The sequence below is a fragment of the Methanosphaera sp. BMS genome (genome assembly GCF_003268005.1).
Taxonomy (GTDB): Archaea; Methanobacteriota; Methanobacteria; order Methanobacteriales; family Methanobacteriaceae; genus Methanosphaera.
Genome location: NZ_CP014213.1, coordinates 467,254 through 485,425, shown reverse-complemented (window position 1 = coordinate 485,425; position 18,172 = coordinate 467,254). Strand labels below are relative to the sequence as shown.

Below are 18,172 nucleotides of genomic sequence, written 5' to 3'. Positions count from 1 at the left end.
TTTATTCACTCCTTTGATAATTATTTTGTGTGTATTCATAAGATTGGATTATTAAATTCATTGCATATCCTATTTCTGCTACATCATATATTTTAACATCTATTAACCCATTAGTCCAACTACCTTTATTTGTAATGTCTATACATATACCTCTTGGATCTACAATTTCTTTTATTGGAATATATAAACTTAGAGTTAATGATGATTTTCTAATTATAATATCTGCAAAACGTTTATTATTTTTTTTATAACCTACAAATTTCTTCAGTATCGCTCTTGACACCCCTTTATCAATATTCAATATATTTTCATTCAATATATTGAATAAATTATAGGATGGATTTTCTGGTTTTAAATTTTCATGGTCTTCTAATGTGAATTTTTTCACGGTTTTTTTAGTTTTAGGATTATATTCTGTTTTTTCTTTTCCAGTATCCATATTGTTTTCATGGATAACTTTATTTGCTACTAAAGAATGATTTATCCCCATTTTTTCCTTTTTAATAATATACTCAATATTTACATTCATTTCATCATCAGTTATCCAACTGATGTTTATTTTATTTAGATAATCTTTCGTATTTGTAAACAATTTAATTAATGATAAGTATTCATTAACATGTACAATGTCATTATAAACTATAATTAATTCATCAGTAGTTTCTATCTCTTTAGTAGTTTTATTTTTGAAATATTCTTTGATATTTACAGGTATTATATCTAACTTTTCAGTTACTTTTTCTTTCTTAGTTTCATCTTTTATATTCTTATCCTCAATTTCAATATCATTTTTATTAAGGACATATTTTAAGTTGTATTTTAATTTTCCTTTAATAACTCTTGAAAATACCTCATTTGAAGATTCTTTTATTTTTTTAGATAATAATGATTGAAATCCTCTAACACCATATTGTTTTATCCCAATATTATAATTATTTTTAGAGTATTCTTTATAATAGTCATATAATTCACTTGTTGTTATTCCATCATCCATATCCTCGATTACCAAAATATGTTTATTCCAAAATTCTTCAAATATTTCCTTGTTTGGTTTATTTTGAGCAGTTGTTTCATTAATATTTTCATCCACATTGTTATCCTTAACTTCTTCTGAGGTATCTTTAATATCTACATTATAATGAACTATTGATCCAACCACTACTGAATATATATCAGAATGCTTTGATAATAACTTTATAAAAGACGATGTGAAGTCAGCATATGAGATTTCTTCTCCATATTCTTCTTTATAATAATTATTATAACTCATGTATAATTGTTTTTTTGTTATATCCTTTTTATCAACTTTTTTATCCAATATTTGTATATATTTTTCAAAGTATTCTTCTAATCGTTTGAATTCTATATCGACAATTTCATCTTCAATAGTTAATTTATCTTGAGTTTTTTTATCTTCTGTTTTTTCTTTTTGTGGGTTATATTTCAAGTTATATTCTATTTTTCCATTTCTAATTCTTTCTTCTAAATTTTTAATAGTTTTCTTTTTAGTTCGTAATATTGAATTAAAACCGTCTAATCCAGTTTCAGGTATTTCCACATTATAATTATTTAGAGCATAATTATTAAAAAGTGTGTATAATCTTTGTTTTTTTATCCAATTACCATTGTTAGTAAATTTTAAGTGTTTTTCGAAGAATTCATCAAATATTTCCAAATTGCCCTTGATACTTTCAACTTTTGATGTTGTATCTTTTGTAACTTGCTTTTTACTAATGTTTTCACTTTGATCTAAATTCATTAGGTGTTCTTTATATTCAAAATTATAATATATATTATCCTCATCAATTAGCCTATTTATTCCACTTGTATTTGCTACAATATTTTGGAAACTATAAGAAAATACTGAATAATCAATTACACTATTTTTTGTTTTAAGGTACTTTTCAAATGATTCATATATGTCTTTTTGTGTTAAATCATTTGTATTTGCATTTTTTGGCAGTATTTTAATATTTTCATTTAAAAAGTCTGTTAATAATTTATTCACCTCTGTTATTTGTGAAAATGATAATTTCTTATTATTTATTTGCTCTTTGTTTTCTTTATCAACTTTCATGTCTTCAAATTCAGTTTTTTCTATTGTATCCTTTGATTGTTTTTTATTTAATTTAGCATCATCATATATTAAATTAAATTCTATTATTGAATTAACATTTTTAGTTTTTATTCCATTTGTTTTCTTAATTTTTGAATATATCAAGACATTAAATCCATTATCTCCCAATTCAGGTATTTTTATTTGATATTCTTCACAAACATATTTTGTGAATATATTGAATAATTCATCATATGTTATCCATGATTTTTCATCTTCGGAAATTGTAATATGTTTATTAAAGAATTCATCGAATATTGCATTATTGTTAGGAATATTATTTTCTTGTTCAGAGATATTATTTACTTTATCATGTGTTTCTGTTTTTTTAGTTTCTTTGATTTGAGAAGTTTTGAGTTCTTCTTCAATATCTGAAGAAGTATATATTTTTACATTTTGATAATCTTTGTAACCTTTTGTATATATGTAATATTTATTTAACTCTTTAATCCATTTTAGATTTTCAAAGTCTTTTAGTATATATACTTTTGATGGATAATATTCAGGTGATTGTGGAATTTCAATTAATTCATTATATTCAGAGATATTTAATGTATTCCTATTAATTGTTTTATATGATACCCATCCTGCAGGTTCGATATAAGATATATGGGGATTATCCGTATTTACGATGAATAATGGTTTTGATTCGTTTTTAGGAGTTTTATTTTCAATAGTAGATTTAATTTCATTAGTTTCATTGGTAGAATTAGTTCCAATATCAACTTTTTCTTTAGTTGTATCATCTGAAATCTTTGTTTTACTTATCTTCTTATCAACTTTTTGCTTTTTACTCTGATTTATTTTATTATTGATGTCTTCATGTTCTTTTAAGTATTGTTCTATGTTTTCTGGGATTTTTTGGTAATTTTTTTCATCTATTTTTTTTATTAAGTCATTTTCAATTAGATCAAAGATTATTCCTTCTATTTGATATTCTTCTTTAGATGTTTCTTGTATCATATCATCTATATTAAGAGTATATTCAAATGAGTCTATGAATTTTATGTTTTTAAGTGTTTTTCTAGTTTTTTTACATATTTTACATATTTTTTTCTTTTTAGATGATTTTGGTATTGATTTACCACAATACATGCAGTTATCTTGATTTTCATCACTTACTATTTCTGTAATTTTAAAATCTTGCCCATTTTTTTCATCGTATTTTTCTACAAATTTCTTTAGTAAATCTAAGTCTATCCATTCGTATTCTTCATTGTTGATTTTTTTTATTACATTTGTTTCATTTAATGTCCATACTAAATCTTCTAAACGTATAACATCAGTATATCCTATATTGTATAATTTTGTCTTTGTAATGTATTTTTTAAAATTTACATTATCTTGTAAATTAATTATAATATTTGCTGCTTTTCGTTTATTTTGACAGACTTTACATAACTCATTATCATTTACTGTTATTTTTGAGCATATTTTACAGTATACCATCTAAATCCCACAATTGATTTAATTATTATATATAAATATATATTGCAATAAATATATTATTATTGATATATTTACAATCATTAATGAATATAGGTGGGTTAATTATTAAAAATAATGTATTATTAGAAAAATGCAACGATAAAACGAAATTTTGGATTTTCAATGTTAACCAGGATATTTTGAATAATGTTTTATCGGAGAATAAGATAGCAGCTATTAAAAAAAAGTCAGTTAATATCAACAAGATAAATTATAGGGATATTGTTCTTATCTCATCTAAGTTAAACAATACTTATTCTATTATAGGCTTGACTATGGTGGATAGGATTTATGAAAATGATAAAAAATTATTCGGTTATTTTGAATCTAAAAAGAAAATCCTTTTGAAGAGTATTAAATATTTTAAAAACCCAATTTTGTTTACTACTATTAAAGATAAATTATCCTTAGATAGTCTTTCTGGTAAAGAAATTGTTGAAGTTACAAGAGAGGATATGGAAATTATACTTGATTGTGAACATTTGATTAGTGAAAAACCATTGTATTTATCTGATATTACTATTAATTATGATACTTTCTTATTGAATATTATTAAAACTACCTATGATTTATTAAATATGAATAAAAAGCTTAAACAGATGGATATTATTGAATTTATAAAGATTGTTAATGGTATTTTAAAGGATTTTAACATTAAAATACCGGTAAATGAAATTAAAAAATATTATTCTTTAAATGTTTGGAAATTAAACTTCAGACATGTTCCCTCCAGAGATTCTGATAAAAATGTTTTATTATATGATTCTATGGGTAAATCAAAAAATTATGGATATATTATATTTAGTCATGAGGAGAAATAGGTTATGGATTATCAAGATACATTAAATGCCTTGAAAAATGGGAATATACCTCGAGAATCTATTCTGGATTTTTCAGTTGGTAGAGAAGATGAACTTAATGAATTTAAAAATATATTAGACAGAGTTGAAAATGGTACTGCTGTTACTAAGTTCATTAATGGTGAGTTTGGTGCCGGTAAATCATTTTTCTTAAAGTTAATAGAAGAAACTGCTTTTAATGATAATTTTGTTGTTTCTAGAATTACTCTTAGTCAGAATCTTCAGTTTCATAAGATTGAAAATATTTACAAGGAAATCGCTAAGACATTAAAATGTAAGACAGGAGAATCATTAAATCATATTATTGACCGGTGGATTACCCGACTTAAAGTTGAAGCTGAAGATGAATATGAAGATGACGATGAAATAGAGGAAAGACAGGAATACCTTGAACATCGTATTAAAGAGGACTTAATAGCTACTAGGGACTGTTCCAATTCATTTGCTACTGCTATTGAAAAATATTTCCATGCTAGAGAAGAACATGATGACGAAACTGCTAATTATGCCCAAGCATGGCTAAGAGGAGATTCAAATATACCTTTTACTGAAAAGAAAAAGTTTGGTGTTAAAGGTGATGTTACAAAGGAAAATGCTTTCCACTTTTTAACAGCTTTATCCACATTTATTAATTCAATCGGCTACTCTGGTCTTATAATCTTAGTTGATGAGGCAGAATTTATTCTTAAAACACCACTAGAAAAATCACGTTCTGTAGCCTATAATTATATGAGAGATATATATGATAACTGTAACAATGGAACATTTAATGGCATGCTATTTGTATTTGCAGGTACACAACAATTCTATGAAGATGAAAAGAAGGGTGTAAAGTCATATGATGCATTATACAGCAGAATAGTTAATGTTCTAGAAAGTGATTATGATGATCTTAGAACTCCTATCGTTAATTTACATGGTTTTAAGGAAAATGATGTTAAAAAAATTTCTGATTTAATCATAGACATGCATCAAGAAACATATCAATGGGATATTAGTAATGCTAAAGAAGCTGTTAGTGAATTTATAGACATACGTGTTGCTAATACTGGCCTTACTGGTGGAGTTATTGTACCTAGAACATATATTCGTGAGTTAATAAGTGTACTTGATACAGTTGAACAAAACCAAGAACAATTGAATAATAAAGAAGAGATTATTAAATTATTCAAAGAAGAAGAAAATTCAATAGAAACTGAAGAAGAGATATTTGATGACTGGTAATGATGTATTAGGCTTATTGGATTATAAGTTAAAATATTTTCTACAAAACAACTTAGGGTGGACTGATTTAACTGAAATTCAAAAAGAAACTATTCCTATAATATTAAATAATAAAAATTCATTAATTATTGCTCCTACTGCTAGTGGTAAAACAGAAGCAGCATTAATCCCAATATACAATAATTTAATTACTAAAAGTTTAGATGCAACTAGTGTACTTTATATTGCTCCTTTAAAAGCTTTGATTAATGATATGGATAAACGTTTACATTCCTGGAATAAATATTTTGGACTTAGTGCTACAAAATGGCATGGTGATGTATCAGTATCAATGAAAAATAAATATCTTAAAAAACCCACGGATATTTTATTAACAACACCTGAATCATTAGAAGTAATGTTAATAAATAAAAGTGAAGGTCAAAAGAAGAAAATATTTGGAAACATTAAATATGTAATCATTGATGAAATACATTATTTTATTGAAAGTGAACGTGGAATACAGTTAAATTCATTACTTAAACGATTAACAGAATATACGGATGGATTTATAAAAATAGGATTATCCGCTACAGTAGGAAATCCAGAGGTAGTTTCAAAGTGGATTGATTATAAAAATCCAGTTAAGGTAATAAAAACTTCGGCCAAACCTGTCATAAAATATAAAACCCAATTTTATGATAAAAAAATGGAGATTGCTGAAAATTTAAAACCATATTCTAACAAAAAACTATTATTATTTTGTAAATCAAGACAAAGTGTTGAAGAAATTAACACTTTATTAAAAGATAAATTAGATACAAACATTTATCTTCATCATTCATCCATTAATAAAGATTTACGTGAAGAAAATGAAGATTTGTTTAAAAATCAAGAAAAAGGAATTATGGTTAGTACTAACACATTAGAACTTGGAATCGATATTGGAAATATTGATGTAGTCTCTATGATTACACCACCTAATGAAATAAGTTCTTTTATGCAAAAAATTGGTAGAAGTGGTAGAAAAAGTAAAATAGAGAGAGCATTACTCTTTACATCTGATGATATTACCAGCTTAAAATATTTAGCTCAAATGAATTTATCATATGAAAATAAAGTGGAAGATATTAATATACGTAAATATGCATTGGATATTTATTTACATCAAATTCTCAGTATTATCTTCCAAAAGACAGAAATAAACATTCCTGATGCATATTACATATTACATGACACGTATGTATTTAAGGACATTTCAAAGGACACATATAAAGAATTGATTAAACACTTAGTTGATTCCAAGATATTAGATTTGATAGGTAAAAAATTATCATTAGGTTATGAATTTGAAAAACTATTTGGTCAAATGAATTTCCTTAATTTTTATTCCGTATTTACCACATCAACATCATTTAAAATAAAAAATGGTCTTAAAGAAATTGGAGAACTAGATGTTCTTTATGTATTTGGATTAAAATCAGGTGCAAGATTCATTTTAAGTGGTCAATACTGGGAAATAACTGAAATTGATTATAACAATTATATAATTTATGTAAAAAAATCTCCAAAAACTAAAGAAATTCCTGGATGGAACTCTGGAAATCAATATCAATCATATCTGCTATGTAGACAAATATATGATATATTACTTGATAATTTTGATCATACATTACTAGAAAAATTCAATGATAAATTCAATATATGGTTAAAAAATTTAATTGAATATACAAAAGAATTTAATTTAAATTATAACATAGTTCCGATAACATTTAGATATAAAGAAGATCTTCAAGTAATACATATCTACACTTTTGCTGGAGGTAAAGTTAATCTTTTATTAAGCAATTTAATATCAGAACATGTTGAAATTATTGAATCAGAAGAAAATGATTACTATATTAAATTAGTATCACCCGATGATATAGTTGAAGATATAGTTTTATTCTATAATAACTTAGATGAAAACAATATTAATCATGAGACTGAAACATATTTAAATTCTATTACAATAGAAGAATTCCGAACAAAATATAGTCCATATTTACCAGAAGAACAACAAGAGACTACTATTAAAGGATTAATTTTCAACTTTGATGATTTACAAGACTTGGTAACACACACAAATATGGAAATAGTAAGTGGATTAAACTATAAAGAATTAAATAATGAGTAACATAATTCATTATAAATACTTTAAATGATAATATGAGAGAAAAGACAATCATAATCATATGTATAACTATAATAGTATGTATTAGTATAATCTGTGCTACGTTAATATTAACCCATAATGATGATACTATAAATAATACAACAAATAATACTACTGTAAACAGTACAAACAACTCAACAAATATTACTAACAATCAAACAAATAACAGTACAATTAAAACCAAATCAACAACAAAATCAAAGTCAAGTACTAGTAAAAGTAGTTCTTCATCCAATAGTGTTGAAGGTAACACTATTGAATCCCGTTGGGATGTTGGTGAAAATGAAGAAAGAATAAATACAAAAACAGATATTTATTATAGAGATAAAAAGACTGGTCAAACAGTTAAACGTCATTTAGATAGTGATGGTGCATATAGATACTACCCTATTTAATACTAACCACTACCCCTCAAACTTCTTTTTTTTATTCAAAATGAGAAAATATCTTAATTAATATCCATAGAAAATTGTATTATTTATGTATTAGATATACATGTACTATGACAAATATTATAAAAAATTATTATTAAATCAAATATAAAAAGTCAGGAGTAAGTATTGATACAGAATATCAAATAACCATAAATATAATTAATCATATCATTAACCTAATTAAAAGTAATCTTTGATAGCCACATCCGTAAGAACATGAATGTAAAATATGTTACTTCAAAATCCAATGGATTAAAAATAGGAATTAATTTTTGACACAATAATTATTGATATATTTTTTTTATTTTGAAATAAATTACAATAGAAATTACTTTAATAATAAATCAAAAAATCATAGATATCCCATAAATAATATATTATTTCTATAATGTTTTTTAACCATAGCTAATTTTTAATAGTCCTTATTATAAATATAATATAAATGATTCGGGGCTAAGTATATGATTGCTAATGAAAATGAAATTATTGTAAATAAGATAACAGAGTATCGTGAAAAGTTATTAGATATGTCCATGAGAAATAAACTTCTTAATTTTAAAAAGACTGCCAAATCTCTCGAAATAGTAGATGAGAATATTGTTGAATTATTTGATTTGTTAATTTTAAAACAAAAAAGAATGGGTTTTCTTCCTAGAAAAGGAAGTTTTGTCCAAGAGGATAATACTTGGCATAGTTTTGATAAAGTTAAGGAATCACATACTGATAACTATTTGCAAACTAATTTGGAAGAAAAAACTTTGAATAGATGGTTATTACGTTCTTTAAATGATAATAGATCCATGATTCAAGAACAAGGTTTTAATAGTTTATTTTTAGCATTAGGTTTTGTTGAATGGATTGATCCTAAAAGTAATAATAAGTATTCTGCCCCTTTAATATTAATCCCTGTAGAGTTAGAAAGAGAATCTATTGAAACATCCTTCAAATTATCATGGAATGACGATGATATTCGTTCTAATTTATCATTACAATTTAAATTATCAGAACAAGGTCTTGATTTTCCATTATTTGAAGAATTGAATGATAGAGAGGAATTAAATGAGTATTTAAGTAATGTTAATAAATTTCTAGCTAAGCAAGATTGGAGAATAACTAAAGATATTTACCTAGCTAACTTTAATTTTAAAAAGTTTGTCATGTATAAAGATTTGGAATTTAATCAATGGCCTAATCTTGAATCAAATAATGTGAAAAATCTATTTTTTGGTGGTGAAACACCTTCATTAGATTATGATACTGATTATACAAATAATTTAGATTCTAAGGGTTCTTATGAGGTATATAATGTTTTAGATGCTGATTCATCACAGGTTGATGTTATTGAAGAGATTATTAAGGGTAAAGATCTTGTTGTTGAAGGTCCTCCTGGGACGGGTAAATCTCAGACTATTGTTAATCTCATATCTGAACTTTTGGCAAATGAGAAATCGATTTTATTTGTCAGTGAAAAGAAGGCTGCTCTTGATGTTGTTAAATCTAGACTGGATAGTGTGGGTTTAGGTGATGCTTGTCTTGAAATTCATGGTGCCAAATACAATAAAAGGGATTTTCTTGATGAGATGGATAGAACATTACAGTTAAATTATGAAAAACTGAAGGATACATCTGATCTTGACAAGTTGGACTTACTTAAACAAGATTTGAATGATTATTCAGTGGAAATTTTTAAGGAATATGGTAATACTGGTTTGAATGCTTATACTATTATAGGTTCTTTAAATGTGGTTGAAAAATCTTTAAATGATAATAATCAGGTTATTCATAATTACACTATCAATAATCCACAACTTATGACAAAAAAACTACGTCAAGAGACTGTAAATAACTTAACTGAGATAGCATCTATTTATGAACTTGTAGCACCGGTTAAGAAGAATTTTTGGTATGGATTTGATATTGAGTATATTGATGATTCTCAATTTGATGAGTTATATTCAGCTATTGATTCATTTGATAATTCTTTAAATAATTTAATTTCTTTAAAAAATGATATTTATAATATTACGGGTATTAACAGTGATAATAATTACCTTATTGATGAATTAGATGAAAAAATTTCTTATTTAAATGATAAAATATATTGTGACTCAACAGAAGAACTATCAAATTTAATAACAAACATTACAGAATATCAAAATGAAATAACATCCATTAACACAAATAGCCTTGAATTAAATGTGGAAGAATATACTACAGAACTATCAACCATAAATGACCAATTAAAAGACTCACCAAATATAGATAATCTAAACATAGATGAAACCAACACATTACTTGAAGACATCGAAACATACAACAACCAATACACAAACCTTATTACCATAAAAAACAACATCTATGCCACGACAGGAATAAATAAAGATAAAAATTATTCCTGCTACGAATTAAATGATAAGATAAACTTCTTAAATGATAAAACATACTGTGACTCAACAGAAGAACTATCAAATTTAATAACAAACATTACAGAATATCAAAATGAAATAACATCCATTAACACCAATAGCCTTGAATTAAATGTGGAAGAATATACTACAGAACTATCAACCATAAATGACCAATTAAAAGACTCACCAAATATAGATAATCTAAACATAGATGAAACCAATACATTACTTGAAGACATCGAAACATACAACAACCAATACACAAACCTTATTACCATAAAAAACAACATCTATGCCACGACAGGAATAAATAAAGATAAAAATTATTCCTGCTACGAATTAAATGATAAGATAAACTTCTTAAATGATAAAACATACTGTGACTCAACAGAAGAACTATCAAATTTAATAACAAACATTACAGAATATCAAAACAAAGTAAAATATATTAATCTTAATTCTCTTGATATAAATGTAAACAATTATAGTGGCCAGTTAAGTAATATAAAAAGAATTATTGATGATTCTATAGTGAATATTTATTTTGTTGAAAATAATCCGGACATGATAAATAGATTTAAGCAACTATCTGATTTTGTTAATCAATCTCCATTAAAGAATGCGTTAAATGATAATCAACTAGAATATAAATTAAATTTATTTATAGAAAAAAGCAATAAAATGTTTAAATTCATGGATTCAGAATTTAAAACATTGAAAAATGAATTTAATTCTTATTATAATAGAGAAGTGGATAAAGAAGTAATTATAAATGATTTTAATGAGATTATATCTAAGAATAATGAGTTAATTTCAGTTAAAAGTCAGTTACTTGTAAGAAATGAATTAATTAACGATTCTGTTTTATATGACAGATGTATTGAAATTCAACAAACACTTAAACGTAAAAAAGAGATTATTTCAGAATTAAGAGTTATTGACCCCTCTTTTGATATTAACGACATTTCAAGAATTTTAGAACAACTGGAAAATATTGATTATATTCAAAAAATCCGAGAAGAAGTGCATAGAAAAGATTATTTTGGTGAAAGATATTTCACAAATTATCAGTCAATAGCTAGTGATACAAATGAATTAAATAGACAGTTAAATGAAATGATAAACCTAAACAAACAAATAGAAAACAACACATACACAACACAAACAATAAACTACCTACAAACAAACAACCCAACACCAAACGAACTAACAACACAACTAAACAACAAATACAACCAAACAAAAGAACAATATGAAAAAATAACAACAACACTACAAATAAAAAACAAATATAACTTCGAAAACATATTCACAGAAGAAAACACAGAATTCAACAAAATAATCAAACAAATATACGACAATAAAGAAACATACCTCAGAAAAAAAGAGATAACAACCCAACTACACTCCACCGATCCATCATTCGAACCAAACAATATCCCAACAATAATAAACCAACTATCCAAAATCAAAGAAATCCAACAACTCCAAAACCAAATCCACTCAAACGATGATAATGGTAAAAAATACTTCAAAAACTACCAATCAATAAAAAGTAACACAAACGAACTAACAACACAACTAAATGAAATGATAAACCTAAACAAACAAATACAAAACAACACATACACAACACAAACAATAAACTACCTACAAACAAACAACCCAACACCAAACGAACTAACAACACAACTAAACAACAAATACAACCAAACAAAAGAACAATATGAAAAAATAACAACAACACTACAAATAAAAAACAAAATTAACTTCGAAAACATATTCACAGAAGAAAACACAGAATTCAACAAAATAATCAAACAAATATACGACAATAAAGAAACATACCTCAGAAAAAAAGAGATAACAACCCAACTACACTCCACCGATCCATCATTCGAACCAAACAATATCCCAACAATAATAAACCAACTATCCAAAATCAAAGAAATCCAACAACTCCAAAACCAAATCCACTCAAACGATGATAATGGTAAAAAATACTTCAAAAACTACCAATCAATAAAAAGTAACACAAACGAACTAACAACACAACTAAATGAAATGATAAACCTAAACAAACAAATACAAAACAACACATACACAACACAAACAATAAACTACCTACAAACAAACAACCCAACACCAAACGAACTAACAACACAACTAAACAACAAATACAATGAAACTAAAGAGTTATTCGATATAATCACCACAACTCTTAAAATAGATGATAAGTATATTTTTGATAGAATATTTTTAGAAAGTGATGAAAAATTCAATGTGCTACTAACAGAACTTAAGGAGAATAAAAATTCATTACATACCTATCATCAATTCATAGAATTATGTCAAGAATATAGTAATGAATATACGAATGAAATAATTGATTTAATTAAACAAGATCAAATAAAATATGATTCCATAGTAGATTTATTTGAATATAACTTTTTAAACAATTGTATAAATGATATCAAACAAAATAATGCTATTTTAAGAAAATTCAACTATAATATTCACAATAACAAGATTGAAGAATTCAAACAGTTAGATAGAAAATCATTACAATTAAATCAATATAGAATAAAAGAACAACTTGCAGGAAAAAGACCAAATACGGCTTCATCACTAGCCATGAATTCACCATTAGGCATGTTAAATAAGGAAATTGGTAAAAAACGTAAAATCAAACCGATAAGACAAATATTAGGCATTATCCAACCAATTTTAAAAGATATTAAACCATGTTTAATGATGAGTCCAATGAGTATATCCCAATATCTTGATTCAAAATATTTCGAGTCTTACTTTGACTATGTAATCTTTGATGAAGCCAGTCAAGTAAAAGTTGAAGATTCAATAGGAGCATTACTTAGAGGAAAACATTACGTTATAATGGGAGATACCAAACAATTACCTCCAACATCATTCTTTGATGTATCATTAGAAAAAGAAGATGAAGAACCTGATGAATATGACACAGAGGGTATTGAAAGTATATTGGAGTTAAGTAAAACATCATTTGAATCTAAAATGTTAAAATGGCATTACAGAAGTAAACATGACTCCTTAATAGCATTTTCAAATATGGAATTTTATAACAATAATTTAAATGTTTTCCCATCAACAATTAAAGATTCACATGAGCTTGGAATTCAATTTGAATATGATCCAACTAGCGTTTATGATCGAGGAAAAAGTAGACGTAATATTAAAGAAGCAAAAAACATCATAGATTATGCAATGAAAGTATTTAGAAAATATGGTGATAAAAAAACCGTAGGTGTGGGAACATTCAGTACAGCACAACGTGATGCTATCGAGGATCAGCTAGAAATTAAACTTAAAGATAATCCCGAGATGTTTCCATTCTTTGATCAAGATAAGAAAGATGGATTTTTCATAAAGAACCTAGAAAACATACAAGGAGATGAAAGAGATATTATCCTTATCTCCATAGGTTATGGATTTGATATAAATCATAAATTATCACCAACCTTTGGACCATTAAATAGAGATGGAGGAGAAAAACGATTAAATGTACTTATTACCCGTGCAAAAGAAAGATGTGTGATATTTGCTAACTTCAAATCATCCGATTTAGAATTACCTGAAAAAGCCTCACGTGGAGCACAAGTACTTAAAAATTATTTATATTTTGCAGAGAAAAAGGAGTTTCCTAAAAACTATAGAACTGGAGAAGACTTTGATTCACCTTTCGAGGAAAGTGTATATAACTACCTAGATGAAAAGGGTTATCTGATAGAAAAACAAGTTGGAATAGCAGGTTATAGAATAGATTTAGCACTAGTTGATCCAGATGATAACGACAGATTCCTTTTAGCAATTGAATGTGATGGTGCAAATTATCATTCATCCCGTTCTGCTAGAGATAGAGATAGACTTCGTCAAGATGTACTAGAAAACCTGGGATGGACATTCTACAGAATATGGTCCTGGGATTGGTTCTATAATCAGAATGATAGTAAAAAACGACTCATAGAAGCAGTTGAATATGCAATTAAACATAAAGATGACGAAAAAATACTTGAGAAAGAAGAAGTAATCTTTGAACCCGAATTAGAAGTTAAAACTGTGGAAGAAATCAAGGAGGAACAAATAAATAAATATGTTAAAGATTATGAATACTTTAAAGCACAAACGCCTTATTCAAATAATATACAATTGATTAGAGACATAATCCTATGTGAACAACCTATTCATGTTAATGATATTTATTCTAGAGTAAAAGAAGCATTAGGTAGAACAAGTGCAACCAAGAAATTTAAAAATGAAATAGATATGAATCTCAAGGGAGTTTGTAACATATTTCCTATAATTGAAGATAATGACTTTTATTATTATGGAAAGTATACTTTAAAATATGTTAGAAGAAGAGAAAAACCTAATATAAAAACAATATCTGATATGGAGCTTAAACAATCTATTATCATATCATTACTATTAAATACTTGTTTGGATGAAAAGGATTTGCTTAAAACAGCTTCCAGTTTAATTGGTTATAAATCAATGGGTAAAATATTTAAAGAAAGATGTACTCCCCTATTAAAAGAATTAGAAGTTGATACTATTACATTAGAAAAAGAAGGATATGTCTTAAAGGAGGATATAATTAAAAAATATAATGAGTAATACTAGTAATTATATTGATTGATCTATATCTTCCTTCATAATTTTTTTATGTCCTTTTTCTGTTGCAATATTATCAGCCGTTAGTAATAATCCTCTGCAATATTCATCAAGATCTGATGTTAATTGTATTGCTGCGTCTTTGTTTATATTTTTTGAAGTGTTATTATCTATTAATCTTTTGATTGGTGTAAATGGTAATGTGACATCATCTTTAGGTGTTCTAAGCATAATTTGAAAATCTTCTTCTATAATAACATCTCTTTTAGCATCACTAGCTACTTGAATTGCCCTCGTTGTAATCCAATTTATATAATTAATTTTATCATTAAAAGTTTCAAAAGGATCCTCTTCAACTACATTTAAAAGTTCTTCAAGATTATCTAATGCATCATCAGTTATCTGTTTGCCATTTGTTTTTATTGAATTTAGTATTAATTCTCTATTTTCACTCATTTATATCCTCTCTATTATAATCTGATTTTTTACGAAATATTTATTTTATTCCAATTATATATAATATTTTAATTGTAGAATTATTAAATATATGGTTTTGTTATTATGATGAAAATTGATTTAAGTAAATATGATAATCCGGAGATAGTTAATAAAGATGGTAAACTTCAAGTGTATGATAAACTTAAAGGTATTTATCGTGTGGTAAGTCCTAATCAGCATTCTGAAGAATATGTTAGACAAAAAATAATTGAGTACTTAAATAAGGAACTTAATATAACATATGCTGCTATGGATATTGAAGAATCAGAGGCACATTATCATGATAATAATCAACGGATGGACTTGTTGATATCTGGTGAATCTGATAAAAAAGAATTACTCATGGTAGTTGAATGTAAAGCAGAAACTGTTGATTTAACTGAAGATGTATATGACCAGGCCAAAGGTTATGCTGAACGATTAAATATACCTGTTATAATGGTTACAAATGGTTTAGAAGCTGATTTTCTTAAAAAAGATGAGAATAATAATTACACCAGACTTGTTAATGCTCCAACATATGATGAATTACTGGATTATGCAAATATTAAAACAGAACCAATACCAGAATATTCCTATAATAGATATTCTCTTGAAGAGTTATTTAATGAAAAAATACAAGAAAAAGAGATGAATAAAGATTATGATGATAAAACAAAAGCAATACATTTCCAGACAAGAGATGAATTAAAGCCATATATTCTTAATTTTAGAGATTGCTTACTAGATACTTCCCATAAAATTGATGATTTATCACTTGGTAAATATAAGTTTATAGAAGATTTAGGAGTATTTTACCGGAAAGTAGATAATACAGGAGGTAAATTTGTAGGTTACTACAGGAGTTTACGTGTTGAAATAGATGGTAATTATGAGATTATTAATTTAAAAGTTACTCCTTATGCTACAGATAGTGGTAGAACAGATACTGTGATGATGATTGCATTAAATGGTGCTGAAATTCAATGGATACGATTTGATAGATTTGGAGTTTTAGATGATAATACCCTTAAATTCTATGATGATGGAGCTACAAGTACACGCAATATGGGTCCGATGAAAAGAAGCATAATTCTAGATTATATTGAAGAAAATAGTGACCTTGAAATTAATGATGAAAATATGGTCCAGTTAGGACAAATTAATATGACCAACCTACTTTATGCAGACAATCCTGAATTTAAGAACTTAATAGGTAACTGTATAGAATATGCCCTCCTAAAACAAGAACGACGTAGCAAATATCAGGAAAATTACGTTCCTAAAAATAAAGATGATGAAAACTTACCGGAAGGAATTAGCAAAAAACACATACAAAAGATTCTAAAAGAATTAAATCTTAAAGAATTAGATGATGATGCTATGGAATACTTAATTGACTATTTAAATTTAGTGACAATAACTATTTCCAAAGATGCTATAAAAGAAGCAGAAAAATCACATCATAGAAATATTTCACAATTTGACATGTTAAGAGTACTAAATAGAAATGAACAAGAAATTGATGAAGTTGAAAAAGTTACAATATTCGGAGAAACATATAATTCAATATTAGATTATATGCTCAATTGTTCTTTTTACATTCCAGTATCTGGAGTATTTGATGAAGAACATGCATCCATGGCATCAAAATATGACTTTGAAGGAAAATACATATTAGAGCTAGAATATCCCACTTCAAATAAAACAGAATATCATTTTGTATGTAGGGATGTGGTTGAAGAAGATGATGAAAAACTATTAGAATTAATACCTTTATTCTTACCAGATACTGAGATATTCAAGTTTTTTGAAGCAAAAGAGGAAGTCAATGCACTATATACCCCTTATTACATTCCATACAATATAAATACTTTTAAAACAAATGAAAATGAAGTAGTGGATTATTTTGGAAAGGTTAGGCCAATAGAAGATGGTGAAACATATGTCACTGAAAATGATATAAACTACCTGGTGAATGAAGAAGATGATAATCTAATAGTTCCAAAGGCATATTTAGAGGACATAGATATACTAAAAGATATGGAAAATGATGATTACAATGGAGTATATTTAGAAGAGTATATTTACAATACTGGTGAACACGTATTTGAAGAATATTACATAGAAGACATTGATGATGAGAATATATATCTTGAAAAAGATGAGGAAATTCCAAGAAATAGATATAGGATTCTTTCATATTTAGAGTTTGATGAAGATGATGGAAAAAAATACTTTATAGTAAAAAGATTTTTGGGTGCCGAATATATTAATTCAGATGAATTAATGGCAAACAATGATGAAATGGAGTAGAAAAT

At 26.0% G+C, this 18,172-nt stretch carries 8 protein-coding genes; 6 read left to right on the top strand and 2 right to left on the bottom strand.

Annotation, left to right across the window (positions count from 1 at the left end):
• Window position 1: 1 nt before the first annotated feature.
• The gene (locus AW729_RS01545; RefSeq protein ID WP_112123428.1) at window positions 2–3,565 is read right to left on the bottom strand and encodes a DUF5655 domain-containing protein; all 3,564 of its coding nucleotides are present in this window, start codon (window positions 3,563–3,565) and stop codon (window positions 2–4) included.
• Between the two features lie 179 nt (window positions 3,566–3,744).
• Here AW729_RS01545 and AW729_RS01540 point away from each other — a divergent pair, with 179 nt between their 5' ends.
• The 5 genes from AW729_RS01540 to AW729_RS01520 all read left to right on the top strand — a co-directional run bounded on the left by AW729_RS01540 (window position 3,745) and on the right by AW729_RS01520 (window position 15,377).
• Window positions 3,745–4,425, top strand: a complete 681-nt coding sequence (locus tag AW729_RS01540) for a hypothetical protein (protein WP_162685725.1) — start codon at window positions 3,745–3,747, stop codon at window positions 4,423–4,425.
• Window positions 4,426–4,428: 3 nt separating this feature from the next.
• Window positions 4,429–5,688, top strand: a complete 1,260-nt coding sequence (locus AW729_RS01535; protein ID WP_112123426.1) for a BREX system ATP-binding domain-containing protein — start codon at window positions 4,429–4,431, stop codon at window positions 5,686–5,688.
• Window positions 5,678–7,843 (top strand): DEAD/DEAH box helicase, encoded by a 2,166-nt coding sequence (locus tag AW729_RS01530; protein ID WP_112123425.1) that lies wholly within the window; start codon window positions 5,678–5,680, stop codon window positions 7,841–7,843. The genes AW729_RS01535 and AW729_RS01530 overlap by 11 nt, the downstream gene beginning before the upstream one ends.
• A gap of 32 nt (window positions 7,844–7,875) precedes the next feature.
• On the top strand, window positions 7,876–8,277 hold the full coding sequence (locus tag AW729_RS01525) for a hypothetical protein (RefSeq protein WP_112123424.1): 402 nt from the start codon (window positions 7,876–7,878) through the stop codon (window positions 8,275–8,277).
• A 500-nt stretch (window positions 8,278–8,777) separates the two neighbouring features.
• Entirely contained in the window at window positions 8,778–15,377 is a 6,600-nt protein-coding gene (locus AW729_RS01520; RefSeq protein ID WP_112123423.1) for a DUF4011 domain-containing protein, read from the top strand.
• Window positions 15,378–15,386: 9 nt separating this feature from the next.
• Here the strand turns inward: AW729_RS01520 and AW729_RS01515 are convergent, their stop codons facing one another.
• A complete protein-coding gene (locus tag AW729_RS01515) occupies window positions 15,387–15,830 on the bottom strand; it encodes a histone-like protein (protein ID WP_112123422.1) in 444 nt (147 codons plus the stop codon).
• 105 nt (window positions 15,831–15,935) lie between these two features.
• On the opposite strand from AW729_RS01515, the gene AW729_RS01510 reads away from it, so the two are divergent.
• The gene (locus AW729_RS01510) at window positions 15,936–18,167 is read left to right on the top strand and encodes a type I restriction enzyme HsdR N-terminal domain-containing protein (RefSeq protein ID WP_112123421.1); all 2,232 of its coding nucleotides are present in this window, start codon (window positions 15,936–15,938) and stop codon (window positions 18,165–18,167) included.
• The last annotated feature ends 5 nt before the right edge of the window (window positions 18,168–18,172 follow it).

Coding starts and splice junctions, on each gene's coding strand:
- AW729_RS01545 (WP_112123428.1), bottom strand. CDS start 3,565: ATGGTATACTGTAAAATATGCTCAAAAATAACAGTAAATGATAATGAG.
- AW729_RS01535 (WP_112123426.1), top strand. CDS start 4,429: ATGGATTATCAAGATACATTAAATGCCTTGAAAAATGGGAATATACCT.
- AW729_RS01530 (WP_112123425.1), top strand. CDS start 5,678: ATGACTGGTAATGATGTATTAGGCTTATTGGATTATAAGTTAAAATAT.
- AW729_RS01525 (WP_112123424.1), top strand. CDS start 7,876: ATGAGAGAAAAGACAATCATAATCATATGTATAACTATAATAGTATGT.
- AW729_RS01520 (WP_112123423.1), top strand. CDS start 8,778: ATGATTGCTAATGAAAATGAAATTATTGTAAATAAGATAACAGAGTAT.
- AW729_RS01515 (WP_112123422.1), bottom strand. CDS start 15,830: ATGAGTGAAAATAGAGAATTAATACTAAATTCAATAAAAACAAATGGC.
- AW729_RS01510 (WP_112123421.1), top strand. CDS start 15,936: ATGATGAAAATTGATTTAAGTAAATATGATAATCCGGAGATAGTTAAT.